Source organism: Celeribacter sp., from assembly GCF_048270365.1.
In the GTDB taxonomy this organism is placed as follows: Bacteria; Pseudomonadota; Alphaproteobacteria; order Rhodobacterales; family Rhodobacteraceae; genus Celeribacter.
Genome location: NZ_JBLWTA010000011.1, coordinates 108,332 through 132,506 on the forward strand (window position 1 = coordinate 108,332; position 24,175 = coordinate 132,506).

Below are 24,175 nucleotides of genomic sequence, written 5' to 3' on the forward strand. Positions count from 1 at the left end.
CTTATTCAGCGGCTTTCTTTTTCGCCGGAGCTTTCTTTGCGGCCGGTTTTTTGGCCGTCGCTTTCTTCGGCGCCGCCTTTTTCTTGGCGGGGGCTTTCTTGCCGCTCTTCGCCGCCTTCTCCGCGATCAGCTCGACCGCCTGATCCATGGTCAGGTCCTCGGGCTTGACGTCTTTCGGCAGCGTCGCGTTGACCTTTTCCCATTTCACATAGGGACCGTAGCGGCCTTCCATCACCTGCACCGGACCGCCATCGGGGTGATCGCCCAGCTCTTTCAAGGGCTTCGCCGCTGCAGAACGCCCGCGTCCCGGATTGTTGCGCTTCTCGGTGATCAGCTCGACCGCACGGTTCATACCGCACTCGAATACGTCGTTCGGGTCTTTGAGATTGGCATAGACCGGCTTCGCCTCATCCGGCAGCTGGTGCATGAGGTAGGGGCCGAACCGGCCAAAGTTGGCCTTGATCATGCCGCCGTCCGGGTGCTCGCCGATCTCGCGGGGCAGGGACAAGAGCGTGAGCGCTTTGGCGAGGTCCATGTCGTCCTTCGACCAGCCTTTCGGCAGCGAGGCCCGCGGCGGTTTCTTGTTTTCCGGCGTCGGTTCCCCGCGCTGGACATAGGGACCAAAGCGCCCGGCCTTGAGCCAGATCTCATCGCCGGCATCCTCGCCCAAAAGCCGCTCATCGCCCTCGGCGCCTTCGCCCGCAATCGGACGCGTGTAGGTGCACTCTGGGTAGTTCGAACAGCCGACAAAACCGCCGGTGCGCGAGGTCTTGAGGTGCAGAGACCCTTGCCCGCATTTCGGACAAATACGCGGGTCACTGCCGTCTTCGCGCGGCGGATAAAGCTGCGGAGCCAAGGCTTCGTCAAGTTTATCAAGCACTTCGGAAATGCGCAGGTCAGAGGTCTCCGCGATGGCCGCATGGAAATCACGCCAGAATTTCGCCAGAACCTCTTTGTAATCGAGATCGCCCGCCGAGATTTCGTCGAGCTCCTCTTCGAGGTTGGCGGTGAATTCATAGCCCACGTATTTGCGGAAGAAATTCATCAGGAAAATCGTGACGATCCGGCCCTTGTCCTCCGGTATCAGGCGGTTCTGTTCCTTGCGGACATATTCGCGATCCACGATCGTGGTGAGCACGGAGGCATAGGTCGAGGGACGCCCGATGCCCAGCTCTTCCATCCGTTTGACCAAAGTGGCCTCGGTGTAGCGCGGCGGTGGGTTGGTGTGGTGCTGAAGGCCCAGCACGGCGTCATTGTCGCCCAGAACGGCCTCTTTTTCGGCGGCCTGCGCCTTGAGCCCGCCTGCGACCTTCTTGAGGGCCTCGCCTTCGCTGATTTGCGGCAGGCGGCCTTCGTCATCCTCGTCCACATCGTCGCGGCCCTCGGTGTAAACCGCCATGAAGCCGTCGAAGACCACGACCTGACCGGTGGCGCGCAGCACAACTTCGCCATCGTCAGAGGCGATGTCGACCGTGGTGCGCTCCATCTTCGCGCCTTCCATCTGGGACGCGATGGTGCGTTTCCAGATGAGATCATAGAGCTTGCGCTGATCGGCGTCTGTGAGGTTCAGCTTGTCAGGCGCGTTGAACATATCCGTTGGGCGGATACATTCGTGCGCCTCCTGGGCGTTTTTCGCTTTGTTCTTGTAGATGCGGGGGCTGGCGGGGACGTATTTGTCACCGTAGCGATCCTTGATCGCATCGCGCGCCTGCGCCACGGCCTCGGGCGCCATGTCGATGCCGTCGGTCCGCATGTAGGTGATGAGGCCGGCCTCGTAGAGGCGCTGCGCCGCGTTCATCGCCTGACGCGCGCCCATGCCGAATTTGCGGCTGGCCTCTTGTTGCAGCGTCGAGGTCATGAAGGGCGCCGAAGGGTTGCGGGAGCCGGGTTTGGCCTCGACCGAGGCGACTTTGAGGGCACGCGAGCTGACGGCCTGCACTGCCATTTCGGCGCTCATCCGGTCTTTCAGATCGAATTTGTCGAGCTTCTTGCCCGAAAGCTGCGTCAAACGCGCTTCGAAATCCTGACCGCGCGGGGTCTCGAGCATCGCTTTGACGGACCAATATTCCTGCGGATTAAACGCTTCGATCTCTTGTTCACGCTCGACGATCAGACGCAGGCAGACCGATTGCACCCGTCCCGCCGAGCGCGCGCCCGGCAGTTTGCGCCACAAAACCGGCGAGAGGTTGAACCCGACCAAATAGTCTAGCGCCCGGCGCGCCAGATAGGCGTCGACCAGCGGCACGTCCACTTGGCGCGGGTTTTTCATCGCTTCCAAAATGGCGGGCTTGGTGATGGCATTAAACGTGACGCGCGACACGGCGGTCGATTTCTTGATCGCCCGGCGTTTGGTCAGCGCCTCCTGCAAGTGCCACGAAATCGCTTCGCCTTCGCGATCGGGGTCGGTCGCGAGGATCAGTTCGTCATCGTCTTTGAGCGCATCGGCGATGGCTTTGACGTGTTTGCGACTGTCGGCGCCCACTTCCCAGGTCATGTCGAAATCATTGTCCGGATCGACCGAGCCGTCTTTCGGCGGCAGATCGCGCACGTGTCCGTAGGAGGCCAGCACCGTGTAATCCTTGCCCAAGTATTTGTTGATCGTTTTGGCCTTGGCGGGGGATTCGACAACAACAACTGGCATGGACGGTCCTTAAGATTCTCGGGTGACTGGGGCCTATGGCGGCGGAAAATGGGGGCAGGCTATGTGAAATGTCAATGGACTGCACAGATTATTGTTCCAATGAGCATGGGTTTTCGAAAGAGTTGCGATGAATTGTCCCAGTGTTCCAAGTTGCGGAGTTTTCCATGCGTGCCCTGTTTGTCTCTGTCGTTTTGTCCTTTGCCGTGACCCCTCCTGTGGTCGCTCAGGACTGGCATGAACCCGCGCGTGGCAGTCTTGAACGCACGCAGATCATGAATGCGCTGCGCCCCGTGATCGAGTGGCGGCTGGGCGCGCCGGTGGAGTTTGTCGTCTATGAGCTGCGCTCCACGGGGGAGCGGGCCTTTGCCAGTCTCGCGCCGCAGCGTCCCGGCGGTGGCACGATCGACATCCGCGAGGCGCCCATGGTGCGCTATTGGGGAGATGATGCGTCCTATTTCGAAGAGGTCGGAGGCCTTGACGTGATCGCTTTTCTGATCCGTGAGGGCGATCAATGGGCCGTGATAGATCACAGCATCGGCGCGACGGATGTCTGGTTCGCCGCCGAGCCTTATTGCACCGTATTTCCAGAGCTTTTGTTCGACTATTGCCCGCTGAATTGATGCCCGCTGAACTGACCTCATCCCCTATCCAAGCGCCAGCATCCCGCCGGGTTTGCGGGCGATGCGCCCATCCAATTCGAGGCTGAGGATTTCTGCGCTGGCGCGGTCCGCGGTGACGCCGAGATCGCGGATCAGGTCGTCCTCGGGCAAAGGCGCCCCTGCGAGACGCGCGAGGATTTCGGTATGAAGGGCGGCGTGGTCGGCGAGGCTGCGCATTTCGGCGGGGGCTTCGGGCACGGGGATCGCATCCTCCGGCGTTTCCATCGCGGTCTGCGCCAAGGGCGAGGCGGCGGCCAGCGTGTCCATGACATCACGCGCGCCGCGAATGAGCGTGGCCCCGTCGCGCAGCAAGATATTGCAGCCCGCAGAGCGCGCATCGAAGGGATGTCCCGGCACCGCCATGACCTCGCGCCCCTGATCGAGCGCGTTGCCAGCGGTCAACAATGAACCCGAGCGCGCGGCGGCCTCGATCACGATGGTGGCGCGCGACAGGCCTGAGACGATACGGTTGCGCATGGGGAAGTGCCGGGCGAAGGGTTTCATCCCGAAGGGCTGCTCGGAGATCAAAAGGCCGCTCTCGGCGATGCTGTGATAGAGCGCGGCGTTCTCAGCCGGGTAAATCTCATCGAGACCGCCCGCGAGAACGGCGAGGGTGCCGGTGTCCAAAGCGGCCTCATGCGCGGTGGCGTCGATGCCACGCGCAAGGCCGGAGGCGATGGCAAAGCCTTCCTCGCCCAACTCACGCGCCAGCGTGCGGGTGAAGCGATGCCCCAAAGACGACGCATTGCGCGCGCCGACCACGGCCAATGTGGGGCGTTCGAACAGCGACAGATCACCCTTGACCCAGATCGCGGGCGGGGCGTCGTCGATGAGCGCCAAAAGGGGCGGATAGTCGGGATCGGAGCGCAGGATCAGCCGCGCGCCATGTTTGCGGCCTGCGCGCAATTCGGCGTCGATCACGCCTTGAGGGCAAATCTGATAATCGGAAACACCGGCCTGACGGGCAATCGCGGGCAGGGCGTCCAAGGCCGTCCGCGCATCGCCATGTTCACTCAAAAGCCGGTAAAATGTGCTGACGCCAACGCGTCTGGAGCGCAAGAGCCGGAGCCAATTGGCCCTATCTTCCACGGTGTGGGGTGGGGTGAGGGGGTGGTGGGAAGGGATGAACTCCAATGAACCAACTCTCTCCGTCTCTTGCTCCTTCACCATCGCGCAAAATGGTTAATGAGGTGTTACCACAAATCGGAAAGATTGGATTTTAGCCAAGTGCGAAGCGATTTTTTGCCGGAATATTTACCGGACGTGCGTCGGTTTCGGCAAAAGCGGCCCGAAATGACGCATATCGGGCCGCTTTGTTCATAAAGGTTAACGTAGGCTTGGTGCGAGAGGGTCTCGGACAGAATCGCAATCTGCAGCCCTCAGGCAGCAGAGTACTCAGGCCGCAGAGCCCCCAACCGTCAACCCGCCAATCAGCAAGGTCGGCTGGCCCACACCCACCGGCACCCATTGTCCTTGTTTGCCGCAATTGCCGACGCCCGGATCGAGCGCCATATCGTTGCCGACCGCGCGAATCTGTTTCATCGCGGTGGCTCCGTCGCCAATCAAGGTCGCGCCTTTTACAGGCGCGCCGATGCGGCCATTCTCGACGCGGTAGGCCTCAGTGCAGTTGAACACGAATTTGCCGTTGGTGATGTCGACCTGCCCGCCGGAAAAGCCCACGGCATAGATGCCGTTTTTCATATCGGCGAGGATCTCGTCCGGCGCCGCATCGCCGCCCAACATATAAGTGTTGGTCATGCGCGGCATCGGCGCGTGGGCGTAGCTTTCGCGGCGCCCGTTGCCGGTGGGGGTGACGCCCATGAGACGCGCGTTTTGGCGGTCCTGCATGTAGCCGACGAGAATGCCGTCTTCGATAAGCGTGGTTTTCTCCGAAGGCGTGCCCTCGTCATCCACGGAAATCGACCCGCGCCGATCCGGGATGGTGCCGTCGTCGAGGACGGTGACGCCCTTGGCGGCGACCTGTTGGCCCATAAGGCCTGCGAAGGCGGAGGTTTTCTTGCGGTTGAAATCGCCCTCAAGCCCGTGGCCGACAGCTTCGTGCAGCAATACGCCCGGCCAGCCCGGTCCAAGTGCAACCTCCATCACGCCCGCAGGGGCAGGGACGGCGTCGAGGTTCACTGCGGCGATGCGCAGAGCCTCGCGCGCCACGCCTTGCCAGTGATCGGGCGCGATGAGACCCGTGAGACCAAAGCGCCCGCCGCCCCCCGCAGAGCCGCTTTCACGACGACCGTTCTGTTCGACGATGACCGCAATCGACAGCCGCGCCATCGGGCGGATGTCGGAGGTCAGCCCGCCTTCGGGGCGCAGAATGTAGACTTCTTGGTGAGAGGCCGCGAGCGAGGCAGTGACCTGAACCACGCGCGAATCGAGGCCGCGCAGGTAGTCGTCGATCTCTTTCAATGTGTCGATCTTGACGTCAAAGGCCGCGCCTTCGAGCGGGTTTTCGTCAGTATAAAGGTGCACATTCGTGGCTCGCGGTGCCTCGGCCAGCGTGCCGCCGCCCGCGCCCACGGCGAGACGGGCGGTCTCGGCGGCGCGGCGGATGGCCTGTTCGGAAATCTCGGTCGAATGCGCGTAACCCGCCGTCTCGCCACGCACGGCGCGCAGGCCGAATCCTTCGGAGGCGTCATAGGAGGCGGTGCGAATCCGCCCGTCGTCCAAAACCAGACCCTCAGAGGTGCGGCGCTCGAGGAAAAGTTCGCCGTCATCGGCGCCCGCGACTGCGTCGCGCAGGATCGCGAGGGAGCTTTCCAATTCGATCGCATTTGTAAATGGGTCAAAACGTCTCGAATTCACAGATTTTCTCCCTTTGGACTTGATCTAGATCAAAAAAGTGGCTCAAACAGATGGGGAATTCTTGTCCCATCACGCCTAATATGGTTTTTGATAGGGCAGACTCAAATGAAAATGCACCCGGAAGACCGGGGCAGCCGTCGGGGAGCCAACCCTGATTGCAACCTAGGGAAGAGACTATGCGCATAAAATCTTTCGGGTCCGCTCGGGCGGCCACTCTTTTTGCAACTATGTCCGGAGCCTTGAGCGCCGCGACGGGCGCCTGGGCGCAGGACGGCGAGCTTTTGGGCGCGCCCGAACCCGGCAAGATGGGCTTTCAGGCGCCGGCGACCGAGCTTGCCCGCGACCTTCAAGGTCTCGATCACATGCTTTTGGTGATCATCACGGTGATCGTGGCCTTCGTGGCGGCACTCATCCTCTGGGTGATCGTGCGCTACAACCGCAAGGCCAACAAGACGCCCGCGACCTTCACCCACAACACGCCGATCGAAGTGGCCTGGACCATCGTGCCGATTCTGATCCTTGTGGTCATCGGGGCGTTCTCGCTTCCGGTGCTGTTCAAGCAACAGGAAATCCCGGATGGCGACATCTACATCAAGGTGACCGGCTATCAGTGGTTCTGGGGCTATGAATATGTTGACGAAGGTTTCTCCTTTGACAGCTACCTTCTGGGTCACCCGGCCAATATGACCGATGAGGATTACGAGGCGGGGGCACGCAACTACGTGTTGAACGACGCGATGCGGGCGAAACTGGTCAAGGCGGGTTACACCGAGGATCAGTTCCTTCTGGCCACCGACACCAAGGTTGTCGTGCCTGTCGGTAAGACGATTGTGATGGGCGTGACCGGCGCGGATGTGATCCACAGCTGGACAATCCCGGCCTTTGGCGTGAAACAGGATGCCGTTCCGGGCCGTGTGGCAGAGCTTTGGTTCAAAGCGGAGAAAACCGGCACCTTCTTTGGTCAATGTTCGGAACTTTGCGGCAAGGATCACGCCTATATGCCGATCACCGTGCAGGTGGTGGAGCAGGACGAGTATGACGCCTGGCTCCTGCAGGCGAAAGAGCTCTACGCCGCCAACGAGGCCGCTCCGAGCAACATCCGACTGGCCTCTGCCGACTGAATTTTTCGGGTGAGGGCGGATCAACCGCCCCGCCTTTCTTTGCCCACGCACGCCCCCCGATAAGAGGCAAAAAGCCTGCCCGGGGGGCATACGCATAACTGGAAGTGACGCGATGACTGACGCGACGATCGTATTGGATGACAACCATGAAGCGGGCTTTGGCGATTATTTCGCCTTGTTGAAGCCGCGCGTCATGTCTCTGGTCGTCTTCACCGCATTTGCGGGTCTGATCGTGGCGCCGGGTGGCATCCATCCCTTCCTTGGTTTCTTCGCCATTCTCTGTATCGCCATCGGTGGCGGTGCATCTGGCGCGCTGAACATGTGGTATGACAGCGACATCGATATGGTGATGAAGCGCACCAAGTCGCGCCCGATCCCGGCGGGGAAAGTCACCCGTGGCGAGGCGCTTGGCTTCGGCCTGACGCTGTCGGCCTTTTCCGTCGTGATGCTCTATCTGGCGACCAATTGGGTCGCGGCGGCGCTTTTGGCCTTTACGATCTTTTTCTACGCCGTGGTCTACACCATCTGGCTCAAACGCGCGACGCCGCAGAACATCGTGATCGGCGGGGCCTCTGGCGCGCTGCCTCCGATGATCGGCTGGGCCGCCGTGACCGGCGACATCACCCTGTCGTCCGTGTTGATGTTCATGCTGATCTTCATGTGGACCCCGCCGCATTTCTGGGCGCTCGCCCTTTTCATGAACGCCGATTACGACAAGGCGAAAGTGCCGATGTTGACCGTGACACACGGCAAACGCGCGACCCGCAATCACATCCTTGTCTACACGATCCTTTTGGCCGGTTTTGCCGCCGCGATGTTCGCCACACCTCTGGCGGGCTGGAGCTATCTGGTCGTCGCCGTGGTGATGAACGCCGCCTTCCTGCGCGGGGCCGTGGTGCTTTGGCGTCGCAATGAGGAAGAGGCCGAGGCCGACAATTACAAGGCCGAGCGCGCGTTTTTCAAACTGTCGCTGGCCTATACCTTCCTGCATTTCATGGCGCTGATGGCCGATAAGGCGCTCTTTGCCTATGGTATTGGAGGCCCGTTCTAAGATGGCGATCACCAAACTTCATGACATGCACACGCGCCGCCGCTCCCGCAATGTGGGGCTTGGGCTGGCGCTGGGCGCCTTCGTTTTGCTTTTGCTCGGCCTGACCGTGGTCAAGGTGACCGTTCTGGATCCGTCGATTGCTGCACAGGAGGCTGGCTACTGATGGCCGGACGTAGCCCGAAAAAGACTGTGTTCCAACTCGTGGGGGTCGTGTTCCTCATGGGCGGTCTGGCTTGGGCGTCGGTGCCGTTCTACAGCTGGTTCTGCGCGGTCACGGGCTTTGGCGGCACAACGACTGTGGCCGTAGGCGCCTCGGACACCATTTTGGACGAGACCATCAAGATCCGCTTTGACGCCAACACCGATCAGTCGATGCCATGGGAGTTCAAACCCGTGGAAAACACCATGGAGGTTCGGATCGGCGAGACGGGGCTTGCGTTCTACGAGGCCTATAACCCGACGGATCGCATCATCGCAGGCACGGCGTCCTACAATGTCGCGCCCTTCGAGGCCGGCGGCTTTTTCACCAAGATCGACTGTTTTTGTTTCACCGAACAGGTGCTGAAACCGGGGGAGCGCGTGTTGATGCCCGTGACCTTCTATGTCGATCCCGAGATCACCACCGACAGGGATGCGCAATATATCCATCGCATCACGCTGTCGTATACATTCCATGAAACAGACCTGCCCGAAGATTACGCCGCATTGGAGGCGGGCACATCTTCGGACACGAGTTTGAACTAAGCCCGAACGGGTCACCAAGGGAGAGGGACGCACACTATGGCGCATGAAAAGAACCACGATTACCACATCCTTCCGCCATCGCCCTGGCCGCTGATGGCCGCGGTCGGCGCCTTTATCATGCTGTTCGGCGCCGTGATGTGGATGGCCAACGACAATCCGTTCATCTTCCTGATCGGTTTCGTCGGCGTGCTCTACGTGATGTGGAGCTGGTGGTCGGACACGATCAAGGAGAACAAGGCGGGCGATCACACGCCGGTGGTGCGGATCGGCCTGCGCTATGGCTTCATCATGTTCATCATGTCCGAAGTCATGTTCTTTGCTGCTTGGTTCTGGGCGTTCTTCAAGAACACGCTTTACCCGATGTACACCTATGCGGGCACTGAATATGTCAAACCGGAGATCATCCCGGTCGACGCGTTTCACCTGCCGCTGATCAACACGCTGATCCTTCTGTGCTCCGGCGCCGCTGTGACCTGGGCACACCATGCACTGGTCCACGGCAACATCCGCAAGGACCTCGTGGCCGGTCTCGCCATTGGTGTGGGCTTTGGCGCGGTGTTCACGCTGTTTCAGGCCTATGAGTATTACGAGCTGGTCGTGCACGAAGGCTGGACCTTCGGTGGCGATTTCTTCTACGGCTCTTTCTTCATGGCGACGGGGTTCCACGGGTTCCACGTCATCATCGGCACGATTTTCCTGCTGATCTGCCTTGTGCGCTCGATGAAGGGCGACTTCACCCCGGACGATCACATCGGTTTCGAGGCCGCTGCGTGGTACTGGCACTTCGTGGACGTCGTCTGGCTCTTCCTGTTTGTGGTGGTCTATATCTGGGGCCAGTAAGGTCTGAGTATTTCCAGCACAAAGGAAACTCGATAGAAGGGCGCGGTTGACGCGCCCTTTTTCTTTGGAGGCTTTATGTTCAAGCGGATGATTTTTCCCATTGTGATCGGGGTCTTGGGCTGCGCGATTCTGATCTGGTTGGGCACATGGCAGCTTTCGCGCCTCGTGTGGAAAGAGGGCGTTCTGGCCGAGATCCGCGCGGAGATTGGCGCCGATCCGGTGCCTCTTCCGGAGGCGATTGATCCGTCGATGAAATACCTGCCTGTGGTGGTGACAGGGGAGATCGATGAGGGTGAGCTTCATGTGCTTGTCTCGCGCAAACAGATTGGCGCGGGATACCTGATTATTGCACCTATGACGTTGGACGACGGGCGGCGGGTGTTGCTCGATCGTGGGTTTGTGCGGGACATGGAGAAAGATGCCCAACGTGCGGGAGGTCAGGTCACGGTGGTCGGCAACCTGCATTGGCCGGATGATATGAACAGCTCGACGCCTGCACCCGATGTGGGGCGTAACATCTGGTTCGGGCGCGATATTCCTGCGATGGCAGAGGCTCTCGACACAGAGCCCGTGCTGATCGTGGCGCGCGACAGCACAGGCGTTGGCATAGAGCCGATGCCGGTGGGCATCGAGGGCATCCCGAACGATCATCTCGAGTATGCAATCACATGGTTTTCGCTCTGCCTTGTCTGGTTAGGGATGACTCTTTTCCTTCTGTGGCGTATCAGGGCGCGAACGGACTAAAGAGCAGACGACATGCGTTATATCTCGACCCGCGGCCAAGCGCCGACCCTGACCTTTGAAGACGCCATGCTGACGGGGCTTGCCTCCGATGGTGGGCTTTATGTGCCGGAGAGCATCCCGACGCTGAGCGAGGCGGAGATCGCCGGGCTTGCGGGGATGAGCTACGAAGAGGCGGCCTTTGTGGTGATGAAGCCGTTCATCGGCGAGACCTTTACCGACGCCGAGTTCAAAGAGATCATCGCCAAGGCCTATCAGGGTTTCAAACACGACGCCCGCGCACCTCTGGTGCAACTTGGTCCGAACCACTTCCTGCTCGAATTATTCCACGGGCCGACGCTGGCGTTCAAAGATTTCGCGATGCAGCTCATCGGCCAGCTGTTCCAAGCCGCGCTTGCGCGGCGCGGCGAACATGTGACCATCGTGGGGGCGACCTCTGGTGATACCGGCTCTGCCGCGATTGAGGCTTTCAAAGGGCTGTCGAATGTCGATGTCTTCATCCTCTTCCCGCATGGCCGCGTGTCCGATGTGCAACGTCGCCAGATGACCACGCCGTCTGAGAGCAACGTCCACGCGCTGGCCGTCGAGGGAGATTTCGACGATTGCCAAGCCGCGCTCAAGGATATGTTTGCCGACATCGAGTTCCGCGATCACGTCAAACTGGCGGCTGTGAACTCGATCAACTGGGCGCGAGTGCTGGCCCAAGTCGTATATTATTTCACCTCCGCCGTGTCGCTGGGCGCGCCGCATCGCAAGGTGTCCTTCACCGTGCCGACCGGCAACTTCGGTGACATTTTCGCGGGCTATATCGCCAAGCGCATGGGCCTGCCGATCGACAAGCTGGTGATCGCGACGAACCAGAACGACATCCTGCACCGCACGATGGAAACGGGGGCCTGCACCAAAGAGGGTGTGACCCCCTCGATCTCGCCGTCGATGGACATTCAGGTGAGTTCCAACTTTGAACGTGCGCTCTTCGATGTCTACGACCGCGAAGGCGCCGCGATTGCGCAGCTCATGGAAGAGTTCAAATCGGGCGAGTTCAAAATCTCCCAAGGCGCGATGGATCGCCTGCGCGACACTTTTGCCTCGGGTCGGGCGTCCGAGGCGGAAACCTCCGCCATGATCACCGACATGCACAAGCGCACCGGTGAGGTGATTTGCCCGCATACGGCCGTCGCGATAAAGGTCGCCGAAGAGCATCTGTCTGAGGTGCCGATGATCTCGCTCTCGACCGCGCATCCGGCGAAATTCCCGGCGGCTGTCGAGGCGGCTTGTGGCATCCATCCGGCGCTGCCCGAACATATGGCCGATCTGTTCGACCGCGACGAGCGGTTTACCGTGGTGCCGAACGACCTAGATGGTCTGAAAACCCTGATCAAGGAGCGCCTTGCTTGAGCCCACGTATCCACACTCTGTCCAACGGTTTTCGGATCGTCACCGAACTTCAACCCTCGATGCAAAGCGCGTCGATTGGGGTCTGGGTGCTGGCGGGCGGACGTCATGAGCGGATCGAACAGAACGGCATCGCGCATTTTCTCGAACATATGGCGTTCAAGGGCACAGCGCGCCGCACGCCTCTGGAGATTGCCGAAGTTCTTGAAAATGTTGGCGGTTATCTGAATGCCTATACGACGCGGGAAACCACGGCCTATTATGCGCGGGTGCTGAAGGACGACGTGTCTCTGGCTTTGGATGTGATCGGCGACATCGTGTTGAACCCGATCTTCGATCCGCATGAGCTTGAGGTCGAACGCGGTGTGATCCTGTCGGAAATCGGTCAGGCGCTCGACACGCCCGACGATGTGATTTTCGACTGGCTGCAAGAGGCGACTTTTCCGAAACAGGCGCTTGGCCGCACCATCCTTGGTCCTGCCGAACGAGTGCGCAATTTTAGCCGCGATGACCTCGCGGGCTTTGTTGATGAGCACTATAGCCCCGAACGCATGGTGCTCTCTGCTGCGGGCAATATCGATCACGACCGCATTGTGGCCGAAGCCGAAGAGATTTTCGGTGGGCTCAAACCGCATGGCCGCGATTACGCGGACCCGGCGCGGTTTGAGGGCGGCGAATATCGCAAGGTCAAGAAACTCGAACAGGCGCATTTCACGCTGGCCTTCGAAGGCCCGGCGTATCGCGACGAAGACATCTACATCGCTCAGACCGCGACCACCGCTTTGGGCGGCGGCATGTCTTCGCGGCTCTTTCAGGAGCTGCGCGAACGGCGCGGGCTTTGCTATACAATCTACGCCCAATCCGGCGCTTATTCCGACACCGGGCTGACCACGATCTACGCGGGCACCTCCGGCGATCAGGTCGCGGAACTGGCCGAAGTCACGATTGACGAAATGAAACGTGCGGCGTCTGAAATGACGTTGGTCGAGGTCGACCGTGCCCGCGCGCAGATCAAGGCGGGGCTGTTGATGGGGCTGGAAAGCCCGTCGTCGCGCTCCGAACGTAACGCGCGGATGCTGGGCATCTGGGGCCGCATTCCGGAGCTTCATGAGACGGTCGAGCGGATTGACGCGGTGACGCTTGAGAATGTGCGGGAGTTTTTGGTGAAAACCGGCATGGGCAAGGCGTCGATGGCGCTTTACGGCCCGGTCAAAGCCGCGCCTGAGCTGGATAAATTGCGCGAAAGGTTCGCCGCCTGATGCTGTCGCGACGACCGAAGGTGCGGATCGAGACGGAGCGCATGACGCTTCGTCTGCCTCAGCATTCGGACTATCGCGCATGGGCGTCTCTGCGTCAGGAAAGCATGGAATTTTTGCAGCCTTGGGAGCCGACCTGGTCGTCGGATCATCTGACGCGCAAGGCTTTTACCAATCGTGTGATCTGGGCAGAACGCAGCTTTCGCAATGACAGCGGCTTGCCGGTGTTCCTGTTTCGGCGCGAAGATGACGTCTTGCTGGGGGCTTTGACGCTCGACAACATCCGCCGTGGACCGGCGCAGGCGGGCACCATCGGCTATTGGATCGGCGCGCGCCACGCCCGACAGGGTTATATGAAAGAGGCCATCGCCGCCGTCACCCATCACGCCTTTGCCCGCATGCGTTTGAGCCGGATCGAGGCGGCATGCCTGCCGGAAAATGCGGCGTCGCGTGGGGCTTTGGAAAAGGCCGGGTTCAAATACGAAGGCGTGGCGCAGGCCTATCTTCAGATCAACGGCCGCTGGCGCAACCATGTGCTCTATTCTGCACTGCACCCGGATCGGCGGGGGCCGACTTCGATCGGCCAAGCCTGATAGACATCTGAAAAAGTTTTCAATGTCACCTTGAGGTTACTTTCGGGGCTTCTTATGTAACCCAAAGGTTACAGGAGAACTGAACATGAACCCGCTCGCCACCACACGCCTCGCCGCGAACCTCTTGGTCACCGCTTTTGGCCTTGGGCTGCTTGTCCTTTACGGTTTTACAAACACCATCTCGTCAGAGCCCGTCCTCTGGCTCGGTGGGCTGGCCATTCTCGGTGGCCTCTCGCAATTCATCGTGTCCGTGATCTCACCGCGCAGCATTCGACCCGCTTGGGATGAAATGGCCGTTGCATCACATCGCGGCGCCTATCAGTTCGGCTATTGGTGCGCTGTCCTCGGATTCTGGCTTTTTTTCTTTTTGACACAATACTTTGAGACAAGTCTGAAAGGGGCGCTTCTGGCGCTTGGCATCCTGCTCATCTGCGCGCCTTCGGCATGGATGGCCGTCGCAGGCCTTCGAAAATGAAGGCGCCCGTGCAGCTCATCGTTCATCTGAAAGAGCATCGCCAGAGGGCCGGGCTGACGCAGATGGAGCTGGCCACGCAGGTCGAGGTGAGCCGCAAGACCATCAATACGGTTGAGAACGGCGTCTTTGTGCCCTCGACGCTTTTGGCCTTGCGGCTGGCGAAATGCCTCGGCCTGTCGGTGGAGGAGCTGTTCCAATTGCCCGAGGGCGGCTGAGATAAAAGAAGGCTATTGCCCAAAATCCGTGTGCGGCGTCGGTCCACACGGTTCTGTGATGAGGGCTGAGAGGGATTCGGGCCTACCCTGATCGCGATATGATCGGGAGTCACGAATGCGGCCTCTTTTTCTCAGCCTCGCTTTTTCTATCACCTCGACCATGGCTCTGGCCCAGGAGGCCGAGCGTATCCCCAGCCATTGTCGCTCTCTTGCGGGGGATGTCGCGCCTGAGCAGCTGTGGCGGGCCTCTGTCGGCGCGCCGGTTCCCGAAGATACCGTGCGCATTCATTTCATCGATCACGCGATGTTTGCCATCGAGGTGGGGGACGTGTCGGTGGTCACCGATTACAACGGCTATATCGGTGATACGCTCTGGGCGCCCGATGTGGTGACGATGAACCAAGCCCATTCCAGCCATTACACCAACAACGTTCACGGCGCTGTCGCGCATATTCTTGAGGGCTGGGGCGCCTATGGTGAAGGCGCCGAACACGATCTCGATCTGGGCCCCATGCGCATCCGCAATGTGCCGACCGATATTCGTTTAGGGGATAGCCGCGAACCCAACGGCAATTCGATTTTTGTTTTCGAGGCCGGCGGTCTCTGTATCGGTCATCTCGGACATCTTCACCATGAGCCGACCGAAGAACAATATGCTGCCATCGGACGTCTTGATGTGGTCATGGCGCCGGTCGATGGCGGCTACACCGTGCCGCGCGAGGTGATGATGCGGATCGTCGAGCGGTTTCGCTCCTCCATCGTCATCCCGATGCATTATTTTTCGCGCTATGGTTTGAATGATTTCCTCACGGGGATGGGCGACGACTTTGCGGTTGTCGAAACCCACGGCTCCGAGCTTTTGGTCTCACTCGATCGTTTGCCGGGGCAACCGACGATCATGGTGCTGGAGCCTCAGTTTCTTTCCGATTGAGACCTCGGGGGGCAGGGGCTACATCTGAGGCAAAGGAGCCTCACATGACCCAGCCTGCGACGCCCGACTTTCTTGCCTCTCTTGAGGCCGCCTTGCCGCCCGGCACCCTGCACGCGCGCCGTGACGGCGAGTTGGAAGACCCGCGCGGGCGCTATCATGGACAAGCGGCAGTGATCGCCTGTCCCGCGACGGTCGAAGAGGTCTCGACCATCGTGCGGACCTGTCATGAGGCCTCCGTCGGCATCGTGCCTCTGGGCGGCGGCACCGGATTGGTTCTGGGCCAGATCGCCTATGACGGCCCGGCGCCGGTCATTCTGTCGTTGGAAAAAATGACCAAAATCCGCGCGGTCTATCCGCAGGAAAACGTCATCGTCGCGGAAGCCGGCGCGATCCTCGCCGACATCCAATCCGCAGCCTCTGAGGCCGGGCGTCTGTTTCCTCTGTCCTTGGGCGCAGAGGGCACCTGTCGCATCGGCGGCAATCTCTCAACCAATGCGGGCGGGCTCAATGTCTTGCGTTACGGCAACGCGCGCGAGCTGTGTCTGGGCATCGAAGCCGTCTTGCCCGACGGGCAGATTTTCCACGGCCTCAAACGCCTGCGCAAGGACAACACCGGCTATGACATTCGCAACCTGTTGATAGGGGCGGAAGGCACGCTGGGCGTGATCACGGCCGTCAGCCTGCGCCTCTTCCCGCAGCCGGAACATAACGCCGCCGCGATCCTCATCGTGCCGTCGCCCGCTGCAGCACTTGAGCTTTTGAACATGGCGCAGGGCATCGCGGGGGAGGGCATTTCGGCCTTTGAACTGATCTCTGGCATGGGGCTCGATTTCCTTGCTGAAACCGTGCCTGACATTCGCCAGCCCTTTGCCGAGCACCCCGAGTGGTGTGTGCTGATTGATCTGGGCGTGTCGGGTGCCTCCGATCCGGACGCCATGCTCGCCACTCTGTTTGAGCGCGGTTTCGAGGCGGGGCTTGTCACAGATGGGGTCATCGCGCAAAACGAGGCGCAGCGGCAGGACTTTTGGACCCTGCGCGAGACGATCCCCGAGGGCAACAAACGCATCGGCTCGATTTCGTCGCATGACATTTCGATCCCTCTGTCGCGCATCGCCGACTTCATTCCCGAGGGTATCGCGCGTCTGTCGCAATTGGGCGATGTGCGGGTGAATGCCTTTGGACATCTGGGCGACGGCAACCTGCATTACAATGTCTTTCCGGCAAAGGGACGCGACCGTTCCGAGTATGAAAACATCCGGTTTGAGGTCAAATGTGTCGTGCATGATCTGGTCGCCGAATACGATGGGTCGTTTTCCGCCGAGCACGGCGTCGGGCGGCTTAAGGCCGAGGATTTGGAGCACTATGGCGATCCGGGAAAACTCTCCGCGATGCGGGCGATCAAGGCGGCGCTCGATCCGAAAGGCATCATGAATCCGGGCGCGGTTTTACGGAATCAACTGGGCTGAGGCGCGCTGAAAAACCAATTGCGTTAAGGTTAATCTGATTAAGGTTAACACGTTGGACGGTGGGTGTGATCTCTCGCAAGCTGCGTGGCTTTTCCCCTGTCGGAGTGATTTCGTGACGCGGCAGGGAAACGAAAAGCGCCCCGACCGGGGGGAGGTCAGGGCGCGAAATGTGATTGCTCACATGTGGTGCAAACAGCGTCTCGGCTCCGCGAGACATGCACAGATTTACGTGCGAGTCGTTACCAAAGCGTTCACGCCGCATCGGATAGTTTTCGGGGGGCTTGCAAAAATATGTGTCACAGCCCCTCAAATTCACAAAGCGTATGAATGTCATAGCCCAGATCGGCCAGCCGCTTGTGCCCACCGAGCTCCGGCAGGTCGATAATAAACGCACAGCCCACGATCTCGCCACCCAGCCGCTCGACCAGCTTGATCCCGGCCTCCGCCGTGCCGCCCGTGGCCAAAAGATCGTCGACCACGAGGATTTTCTCGCCGGGCTGAATCGCATCGTCATGCACCTCGACCACGGCCTCGCCATATTCGAGTTTATACTCTTCGGAGATCACAGCGCCCGGCAGTTTTCCCTTTTTGCGAATCGGAACGAAGCCGATGGAGAGCTGATGCGCGATGGCGCCGCCAAGGATAAACCCGCGCGCTTCCAGTCCCACCACCTTGTCGATTTGCAGACCCACATAGGGATCGAGCAGCTGGTCAATCGCAAGCCGCATGCCACGCGGGTCGGCAAAGAGCGTGGTGACATCGCGAAACAGAATGCCTTCATGCGGGAAATCTACGATGGTGCGGATGTAATCCTTAACGGTTTTCATGGTGTGTCCTTTGGCTAAGGCGATGAGGTCAGGCGCGACGAAGCGTGGCGGTCAGGGTGCCCATGCCCAAAAGCGCAACGCCGCCCGCGCGGGTCATGTTGCGCAGCACACGCGGGCGCCGGATGCGTTGGCGTATGACATTGGCGAGGAGCGCATAGGCCAGCGCATTGAGCGTGGCGAGACCCACGAAAGTGGCGATGAGCACAGTGAATTGCGGCGCAAGCGGCGCGCCGGGCGTCAGGAATTGCGGCACGAAGGCGATGAAGAAGCCGATGGATTTCGGGTTCAACGCGGTGACAGCAGCGGTATGGAGGCACACGTGCCTTGAGCTGACTTGACCCATCTGTTCGACGTCTCCGAGAGACGCCTTAGGTGCGGATTTCAACATCTTGAACCCGAGGTAGAACAGATACACGGCGCCGGCCCATTTGAGCACGGTAAAGGCCGTGGCCGACGCCATCACCAAAGCGCCAAGCCCCAGAAGCGAGGCACTCATGGCGATGAAATCCCCAAGCGCGACGCCGAGAGCGGTCGACACGGCGACGCGTTTGCCCTGAGTGAGCGCATAGGAGAGCACCAACGTCGGGCCGGGGATCATCAGCAAGGCGGTGGAGGCGGCGACAAAGGCCAGCCAAAGCTCAAGGGGCATATGTGTTCCTTTCAAAAACCGAGATCGGGTTTGGCGATCATGAGCCAAAAGACACCGGTCAACGCGATAAAAGCAGGCCAGCCCAGAGCAAACCAGATGCGATAATAGCGCAGCGCCTGTTCGGGCAAAGGCTTTTGTTGCGCAGCCGCATCTCCGGCCAGATCACGAATGCGGAGTTGCAGATGCACGACCGGGGCCCAGGCGCAAAACGCAAGGATGTAGAGCGCATAGGTGGCGATGAGCCAAGGCTCCAGCAGCGAATAGCCCGCCAGATGGATGAGCCAGAGACCGGACAAAGGCTGGAACACTCCGGCCGGCGTGGTGAAAAGCCAATCGGCCATGACCACGCCCGAGGCCACGGAGTGCACCGTCTCTACGCGTCCGGTGCGGGCATGGAGATGCATGGCCCACACCATCTGAAACGCGGTGCCCATGCCGGTGCCGAAGAGCACGGTGGAGCTCAGAATATGGAGCCATTTTGCGATGAGATACCAGTCCATCAACGTTCGTCCTCTAACACGGCGGAGATCGCGATGAGCATCAGGATTGGCAGGTTCTTGAGCACCCCGCCCAAGGGCAAAAGCCAAAGGACGGGGGCGAGAAGGGTAAAGGCCAGCGTGTAGGTGGCGACCATGGCGAATTGCGCGGCGGCGATCAGTTTGGGCCGCCAACCGCGCAGCAGGGCCAACCCCAAAGCCAGATCCACCACGCCGCCGAGCCGCGCCATCAGGACGGAGATGCCATCGGGCCAAGGCGCGTTGGGCAGCATCGGGAGGAAGGTCTCAGGGGCAAGAAAGAGGCCAAGTGCAGCGGAAAACAGCCACAGGAACGCCAGCGTGACCCGCAACAGCGGGCGCAACAGATAGAGCCGCGCGTGCCAGAGGTCTTGGGTGCCAGCGGGGCGGGCATGGAGGAATTGGGTGAAACTGCGAGGGGGCGGGCTGTCGTCCGGTATGGTCACTGTGGCGAGCACGCCCGCATCAAGTTGATCGACAGCGGTCGAGGAAATCGGACCCAACTGCATCCGATCGCCGACCCAGCCAATCCCCCTCGCAAGCCAACGCGGCAGCGGCAAGGCCAAGCTGCCCCCGAGGCCCAGCCAGCGGCGATAGGCCGTGAGCATGTCCTTTTGGGTGACGGTTTCCGGCCCGCCGATCTCGTAGTGGCCGGGCTGATTGCGCGAGAGAAGATCATCGATGCTGTTCGAGAGGTCCGCCGCATGGATCGGGTTGAACGCCTGTTGACCGCCGCCGATTTGCGGTGTGATCAGGGGCAGGGCAGAAAGCGCGCGCGCCAGAGACGAGCCGCCATAGGAGGTGTCCCCGAGAACCAGCCCTGCGCGCAGAGTAATCGCGCCTTCCTGCTGGCAAACCCGCTCGCTGTCGCGCCGGTAGCGGGCAAAGGGCGTATCGACCTCATCGATGCCGACCGCGGAAAGAAACAGCGCGGGGCAGGTTGGGGGACGGGTTTGCAACAGGGCCTGAAGCGCCGTGACATGGACGGCCTGAAACCGTGCCTCCGATCCGGTCAAAAGCCCCGCCGCGTAAACCACCGCATCAACGTCACGCAGATTGTCGCGCCAGAACGCGGGCGTGCTGGCCTCGGGGGACGCCAGATCGCACCGCAGCGTGTCAAACCCCATGCGCGACAGCCGCGATACCCGCCGGGCGGAGGCAATGACATGATCGCCTTGAGAGCGGAAATGCACCGCGATATGCCGTCCGATGAAGCCATCGGCGCCGAGAATCAGAATGCGCATGGCTCAGCCGTTCAAAACCCGCCCCGCGACGGTCGAAAGCTTTGCGATCATCAAAGGGTCGCGTTTGTCCGGCGCGGTCATGATTGCGTAGTCCAGCGCCCGGTCGCAGCCATGCTCACAGGGGGCATAGACGCCCCCCAAAAGCCCCGGAAGCGCCGCAACGAGGGATTTCGCATGTGTGGTGTTGGCTTTGAGCGTGGCGAGAATGTCGGTGATCTGCACCGCGCCGTGATCCGGGTGCCAGCTGTCGTAATCGGTGACCATGGCGATGGAGGCGTAGCAAATCTCCGCCTCGCGGGCGAGTTTTGCCTCCGGCATATTGGTCATGCCGATCACATCACAGCCCCAGCTCTCGCGGTACATTTTGCTCTCAGAGATCGACGAAAACTGCGGGCCTTCCATGGCGAGATAGGTGCCGCCCTTATGAACCGTCACGCCCGTCGCACGCGCGGCCTCATAGGCAATCCCCGACAGCCGTTCACACACCGGATGCGCGACCGAGACATGCGCGACGCAGCCGGTGCCGAAAAAAGATTTTTCCCGCGCAAAGGTCCGGTCGATGAACTGATCGACGATGACAAAGTCCCCCGGTGCCATCTCTTCTCGGAACGAGCCGACGGCGGAGACGGAGACCAGATCGGTGACGCCCATCTGTTTCATCGCGTCGATATTGGCGCGGTAGTTGACGGTCGAGGGAGAGTGCACATGCCCGCGTCCGTGACGGGGCAGAAAGACCATTTTGACGCCCTCCAACGTGCCGGTCAGAAGCGCATCAGAGGGATCGCCCCAAGGCGTTTCAAGGGTCTGCCATGCGGCATCTTTCAGCCCGTCGATCTCATAGACGCCGGAGCCGCCCATCACGCCAATCACACGCTGTTGTCCTGTCATATCCGCCTCCTTGGTCGCCTGTTCGGGCCAACTTTGCGGCGCTGCAATGCGGCGCGCAAGAGGCAATTCGGAAAAGATACAGGGAAACGTTAGAGGGGAAAGATACGGGGACAAGGCTCAGGAGATGTGCGACAGAAGGCGCGGGTGCGCTTGCCAAAGTGGGGGTGTCCGCCGTAGAACGCTGCGCGTCCGAACACGCCGGGGATGAGATGCGGATCGAATTTGACACGGGGCCGTTGCAGAGCGGCAGCCTGTTCCGAAAGCCGAAAGAGACGGTCTTCGCCCATACCCCGGGCGAGGTCGCGGAGACGTTTGCGCGGCTTGAGGCGGCTCTTGCGGACGGGCTCTGGATTGCGGGCGCGTTTTCCTATGAGCTGGGCTATTGTTTCGAGCCGCGGCTTTTGCCTTTGCTGCCCGAGACGCGTGATGTGCCTTTGCTGGAAGTTGGGATTTTCGAAGCGCCTGAGCCTCTACCCGCCCGCGAGAGTTTGAATAAAGGCTCCACGGACAAGCAGCCCCTCTGGGATGCACCGCGCTATGCGAAGGCTTTCGACGCCGTGGCGCGTTACATTCGGGCGGGGGACATCTATCAGGCCAACCTGACCTTCCCGCTGACGCTCACCTCCGATCTCACACCGCGCGCGCTTTATGACCGGCTCAAGGCCCGCCAGCCTGTGGGCCACGGCGCCCTGATCGAACGGCCGGATGGCACGGCAGTTCTGTCGCGTTCGCCGGAGCTGTTCTACGAGACCGACGCGCAAGGCGGCATCACCGTGCGTCCGATGAAAGGCACCGTGCCGCGCGGTGCAACGCCCAAAGAAGACGCCGCGTCGAAAGACTGGCTGGTCGGGTCGGAGAAAAATCAGGCCGAGAACCTGATGATCGTCGATCTCCTGCGCAATGACCTGTCGCGGGTCTCGGAGGTGGGATCGGTCAAAGTGCCAAAGCTCTTCGAAATCGAAAGCTACGCCACAGTGCATCAGATGACCTCGACCGTGACCGCGCGGCTTTTGCCGGACATCGGGCTTTATGAGCGTTTCCGCGCGCTGTTTCCTTGCGGGTCTGTGACGGGCGCGCCAAAGATTCGCGCGATGCAGATCATTCATGAATTGGAGGCCGGTCCGCGCGGACATTATTGCGGCTCCATCGGTTGGGCCGCGCCGGATGGGCGGTCGTCCTTCAACGTCGCGATCCGCACCTTGGAGATGGAAAATGGCCGCGCGCGGCTGCATGTTGGTGGCGGCGTCGTCTATGACAGTGAGGCGCAGTCGGAATATGACGAAGCGCTGCTGAAATCCCGCTTTGCCGATTTGGAGCCTTTGTCATGAGCGACGTCACGAGCGATCCGTTCCGCATCATCGAAACCTTTGGCTACGCGCTGGGGCAGGGCATGACGCGAGGACCGCGCCACCTCGCGCGGATGGCGCGCACGGCGGCGCAGTTGGATGTGGCGTTCGATCCGGCACAGGCAGAGCGCTTGATGGCGGAGTTTGACGCCGACACCCCGCGCCGGATGCGCATGACGCTGGATCGAACTGGGGGGCTTGAGCTGCAAGACGCGCCGCTCGCGCCGTCCGAACCTCTGTTTCGGGTAGAGCTGCATGAGGCCCGCCTTGACCCTGCGGACCCGTGGCTCAGGGTAAAAACGACCGAGCGGAGCCTCTACGATCAAGCCCGCGCCGCCTTGCCCGAAGGCATCGACGAGCTGTTGTTCCTCAATACGCGCGGAGAGCTCTGCGAAGGCACGATCACCAATGTGTTTCTAGAACTGCAAGGCGACCTGCTGACCCCCGCTCTGTCCTCGGGGCTTTTGCCGGGGGTGCTGCGCGAAGAGATGCTGGCCGAGGGGCGCGTGAAAGAGGCGGTGTTGACCGAGGCAGACCTGCGCGCGGCGGCGCGGCTTTGGGTTGGAAACTCGCTCCGGGGCCTCATTCCCGCGCAATTGGTCGGTTGAGGCGCCAAATCTGTTGCTGCTCATTGGGGCAGGTTAAAGGCAGCAAATTTATAATTGCCAAAACGGCGTTTTCTGGAGCCCTCTGGCCTTTAGACGTGCGTCGCGCGCGTCGTCCTCACGCCGCCGACCACTCCACAAAGTGAGGATTTTCAGTGTCTTTGAGAAATTGACACGCTCCAAGGTGTCGAGATCAAGAGCCGTCCTGACAATGGAAATGCCCTCCAAATGCGTCAAGTGTTCAAGCCCCGCCAAAAGCTCGAGAGACTTGCAGTTGTGAATCAGTATCTTTCTGAGCGATTTGTTTAGTTCCGAAAACTTGATCTCACGTAGCCCGATCTGATCTTCGACATGTAGCTCTGTGAGATTGGGGAAGCGGGCCAAGTCTCCCAGGTCTGAGAGGCCGCGCACGCGGATGACGGATAGCTTCTTGAGCCTTTCATGAGCCACATGGTTGAAATCGTCGGCACCTCCCAACAGAAACTGTAGGTCTTCTAAAGCTGGAGCCGTGTTGAGAGTGGCGTAGTTCCCTTTCCGATTGGGCGACACGCTAAGGTAAGACAGATTTGGAATGTCTGAAATGGCTTTGAACCCATCAACATGTTTACCGACAGAGAGTCTTGTCAGCCGATGAAAGGTCGATAGGGGGGCAAGGTCCATCTTTGGTTTCTCGATGCCGCTGATTTGGAGGTTCGTCATCTGTGACCCATCCAATTGTCGCAATAATTCACGCGGGCAGGTCTTATAGGCCCCCAGACAAAGCGCTGTCATCGGGGGGCGCTCAACAAGCGCTTCGAACCCCTCAATGACCTGGAAATAGTCCAGGGCGATCTTCCGCACGGAAGGTGTTTTTCTCAGGATATTTGTATTTAAATATTCTTGTGGGAAATGACTGTAAAACCGCAGGGTAAAGTCGAGCGCGCCGTCTTTCGCACATTGTTCCACAACCTCGAGGGCGTCAGCTGCGGGAGGTTTGGAAAATTGCACTGTGACGTTCTGGGTCTGGGACATGCCGGGAAGGCGTGTGGCGATTTCACCTGTCGTGGCATCGGTTATGCGATCTGGAGATGTAAAAAAATGCAATTCAAACACCCTAAACAATCATGGTGAGAACCTGCCACTTCAGGTGCGATGTGACTAGGGTTTTTCTGAACCT

General features: G+C 60.4%; 25 protein-coding genes. 16 read left to right on the top strand and 9 right to left on the bottom strand.

Annotated features, from left to right (window positions below):
- Position 1: 1 nt before the first annotated feature.
- Positions 2–2,641: a type I DNA topoisomerase gene (gene topA, locus ACN0X0_RS15585; RefSeq protein ID WP_417279892.1), complete on the bottom strand. Its 2,640-nt coding sequence runs from the start codon at positions 2,639–2,641 to the stop codon at positions 2–4.
- A 164-nt stretch (positions 2,642–2,805) separates the two neighbouring features.
- Between topA and ACN0X0_RS15590 the strand changes: the two genes are divergently transcribed.
- Positions 2,806–3,261 (top strand): hypothetical protein, encoded by a 456-nt coding sequence (locus tag ACN0X0_RS15590; protein WP_417261995.1) that lies wholly within the window; start codon positions 2,806–2,808, stop codon positions 3,259–3,261.
- A gap of 24 nt (positions 3,262–3,285) precedes the next feature.
- Here the strand turns inward: ACN0X0_RS15590 and dprA are convergent, their stop codons facing one another.
- Positions 3,286–4,359: a DNA-processing protein DprA gene (dprA, locus tag ACN0X0_RS15595; RefSeq protein WP_417279893.1), complete on the bottom strand. Its 1,074-nt coding sequence runs from the start codon at positions 4,357–4,359 to the stop codon at positions 3,286–3,288.
- A gap of 336 nt (positions 4,360–4,695) precedes the next feature.
- Positions 4,696–6,117 carry a metalloprotease TldD gene (gene tldD / locus ACN0X0_RS15600; RefSeq protein WP_417261997.1) on the bottom strand — a complete coding sequence of 474 codons (1,422 nt, stop codon included), beginning with the start codon at positions 6,115–6,117 and terminating at the stop codon, positions 4,696–4,698.
- 227 nt (positions 6,118–6,344) lie between these two features.
- Between tldD and coxB the strand changes: the two genes are divergently transcribed.
- The 13 genes from coxB to ACN0X0_RS15665 all read left to right on the top strand — a co-directional run bounded on the left by coxB (position 6,345) and on the right by ACN0X0_RS15665 (position 16,945).
- Positions 6,345–7,238, top strand: coding sequence for a cytochrome c oxidase subunit II (gene coxB / locus ACN0X0_RS15605; protein WP_417279934.1), 894 nt, complete (start codon positions 6,345–6,347; stop codon positions 7,236–7,238).
- 112 nt (positions 7,239–7,350) lie between these two features.
- Positions 7,351–8,289, top strand: coding sequence for a heme o synthase (gene cyoE, locus ACN0X0_RS15610; protein WP_417279894.1), 939 nt, complete (start codon positions 7,351–7,353; stop codon positions 8,287–8,289).
- Position 8,290: 1 nt separating this feature from the next.
- Positions 8,291–8,452 carry a hypothetical protein gene (locus ACN0X0_RS15615; RefSeq protein ID WP_417262000.1) on the top strand — a complete coding sequence of 54 codons (162 nt, stop codon included), beginning with the start codon at positions 8,291–8,293 and terminating at the stop codon, positions 8,450–8,452.
- Positions 8,452–9,033, top strand: coding sequence for a cytochrome c oxidase assembly protein (locus tag ACN0X0_RS15620; RefSeq protein ID WP_417279895.1), 582 nt, complete (start codon positions 8,452–8,454; stop codon positions 9,031–9,033). Before ACN0X0_RS15615 ends, ACN0X0_RS15620 begins: the two co-directional genes overlap by 1 nt.
- A gap of 36 nt (positions 9,034–9,069) precedes the next feature.
- A complete protein-coding gene (locus ACN0X0_RS15625; protein WP_417262002.1) occupies positions 9,070–9,873 on the top strand; it encodes a cytochrome c oxidase subunit 3 in 804 nt (267 codons plus the stop codon).
- Positions 9,874–9,948: 75 nt separating this feature from the next.
- Positions 9,949–10,617: an SURF1 family protein gene (locus tag ACN0X0_RS15630; protein WP_417279896.1), complete on the top strand. Its 669-nt coding sequence runs from the start codon at positions 9,949–9,951 to the stop codon at positions 10,615–10,617.
- A gap of 12 nt (positions 10,618–10,629) precedes the next feature.
- Positions 10,630–12,012 (top strand): threonine synthase, encoded by a 1,383-nt coding sequence (thrC, locus tag ACN0X0_RS15635; RefSeq protein ID WP_417279897.1) that lies wholly within the window; start codon positions 10,630–10,632, stop codon positions 12,010–12,012.
- Positions 12,009–13,268, top strand: coding sequence for a M16 family metallopeptidase (locus ACN0X0_RS15640; RefSeq protein ID WP_417262005.1), 1,260 nt, complete (start codon positions 12,009–12,011; stop codon positions 13,266–13,268). Before thrC ends, ACN0X0_RS15640 begins: the two co-directional genes overlap by 4 nt.
- Positions 13,268–13,858, top strand: a complete 591-nt coding sequence (locus ACN0X0_RS15645) for a GNAT family N-acetyltransferase (protein ID WP_417279898.1) — start codon at positions 13,268–13,270, stop codon at positions 13,856–13,858. The genes ACN0X0_RS15640 and ACN0X0_RS15645 overlap by 1 nt, the downstream gene beginning before the upstream one ends.
- A gap of 85 nt (positions 13,859–13,943) precedes the next feature.
- A complete protein-coding gene (locus ACN0X0_RS15650) occupies positions 13,944–14,333 on the top strand; it encodes a hypothetical protein (RefSeq protein WP_417279899.1) in 390 nt (129 codons plus the stop codon).
- 8 nt (positions 14,334–14,341) lie between these two features.
- Entirely contained in the window at positions 14,342–14,548 is a 207-nt protein-coding gene (locus tag ACN0X0_RS15655; protein WP_417279900.1) for a helix-turn-helix transcriptional regulator, read from the top strand.
- A 115-nt stretch (positions 14,549–14,663) separates the two neighbouring features.
- The gene (locus ACN0X0_RS15660; RefSeq protein ID WP_417279901.1) at positions 14,664–15,479 is read left to right on the top strand and encodes an MBL fold metallo-hydrolase; all 816 of its coding nucleotides are present in this window, start codon (positions 14,664–14,666) and stop codon (positions 15,477–15,479) included.
- Between the two features lie 44 nt (positions 15,480–15,523).
- Entirely contained in the window at positions 15,524–16,945 is a 1,422-nt protein-coding gene (locus ACN0X0_RS15665; protein ID WP_417279902.1) for an FAD-binding oxidoreductase, read from the top strand.
- A 296-nt stretch (positions 16,946–17,241) separates the two neighbouring features.
- Here ACN0X0_RS15665 and ACN0X0_RS15670 read toward each other — a convergent pair whose 3' ends face one another.
- The 5 genes from ACN0X0_RS15670 to ACN0X0_RS15690 are packed head-to-tail and all read right to left on the bottom strand — an operon-like array spanning position 17,242 to position 21,068.
- The gene (locus ACN0X0_RS15670; protein ID WP_417279903.1) at positions 17,242–17,772 is read right to left on the bottom strand and encodes an adenine phosphoribosyltransferase; all 531 of its coding nucleotides are present in this window, start codon (positions 17,770–17,772) and stop codon (positions 17,242–17,244) included.
- A 28-nt stretch (positions 17,773–17,800) separates the two neighbouring features.
- Positions 17,801–18,421, bottom strand: a complete 621-nt coding sequence (locus ACN0X0_RS15675) for a LysE family translocator (protein WP_417279904.1) — start codon at positions 18,419–18,421, stop codon at positions 17,801–17,803.
- Between the two features lie 11 nt (positions 18,422–18,432).
- Positions 18,433–18,921 carry a DUF2269 family protein gene (locus tag ACN0X0_RS15680; protein ID WP_417279905.1) on the bottom strand — a complete coding sequence of 163 codons (489 nt, stop codon included), beginning with the start codon at positions 18,919–18,921 and terminating at the stop codon, positions 18,433–18,435.
- A complete protein-coding gene (locus tag ACN0X0_RS15685; protein WP_417279906.1) occupies positions 18,921–20,180 on the bottom strand; it encodes an SDR family oxidoreductase in 1,260 nt (419 codons plus the stop codon). Before ACN0X0_RS15685 ends, ACN0X0_RS15680 begins: the two co-directional genes overlap by 1 nt.
- 3 nt (positions 20,181–20,183) lie before the next feature.
- Positions 20,184–21,068: an S-methyl-5'-thioadenosine phosphorylase gene (locus ACN0X0_RS15690; protein WP_417279907.1), complete on the bottom strand. Its 885-nt coding sequence runs from the start codon at positions 21,066–21,068 to the stop codon at positions 20,184–20,186.
- A gap of 209 nt (positions 21,069–21,277) precedes the next feature.
- Here ACN0X0_RS15690 and ACN0X0_RS15695 point away from each other — a divergent pair, with 209 nt between their 5' ends.
- On the top strand, positions 21,278–22,396 hold the full coding sequence (locus ACN0X0_RS15695) for an aminodeoxychorismate synthase component I (RefSeq protein WP_417279908.1): 1,119 nt from the start codon (positions 21,278–21,280) through the stop codon (positions 22,394–22,396).
- Entirely contained in the window at positions 22,393–23,022 is a 630-nt protein-coding gene (locus ACN0X0_RS15700) for an aminotransferase class IV family protein (protein ID WP_417279909.1), read from the top strand. The genes ACN0X0_RS15695 and ACN0X0_RS15700 overlap by 4 nt, the downstream gene beginning before the upstream one ends.
- Before the next feature lie 48 nt (positions 23,023–23,070).
- Here the strand turns inward: ACN0X0_RS15700 and ACN0X0_RS15705 are convergent, their stop codons facing one another.
- Entirely contained in the window at positions 23,071–24,111 is a 1,041-nt protein-coding gene (locus ACN0X0_RS15705; protein ID WP_417279910.1) for a hypothetical protein, read from the bottom strand.
- Positions 24,112–24,175: the final 64 nt, after the last annotated feature.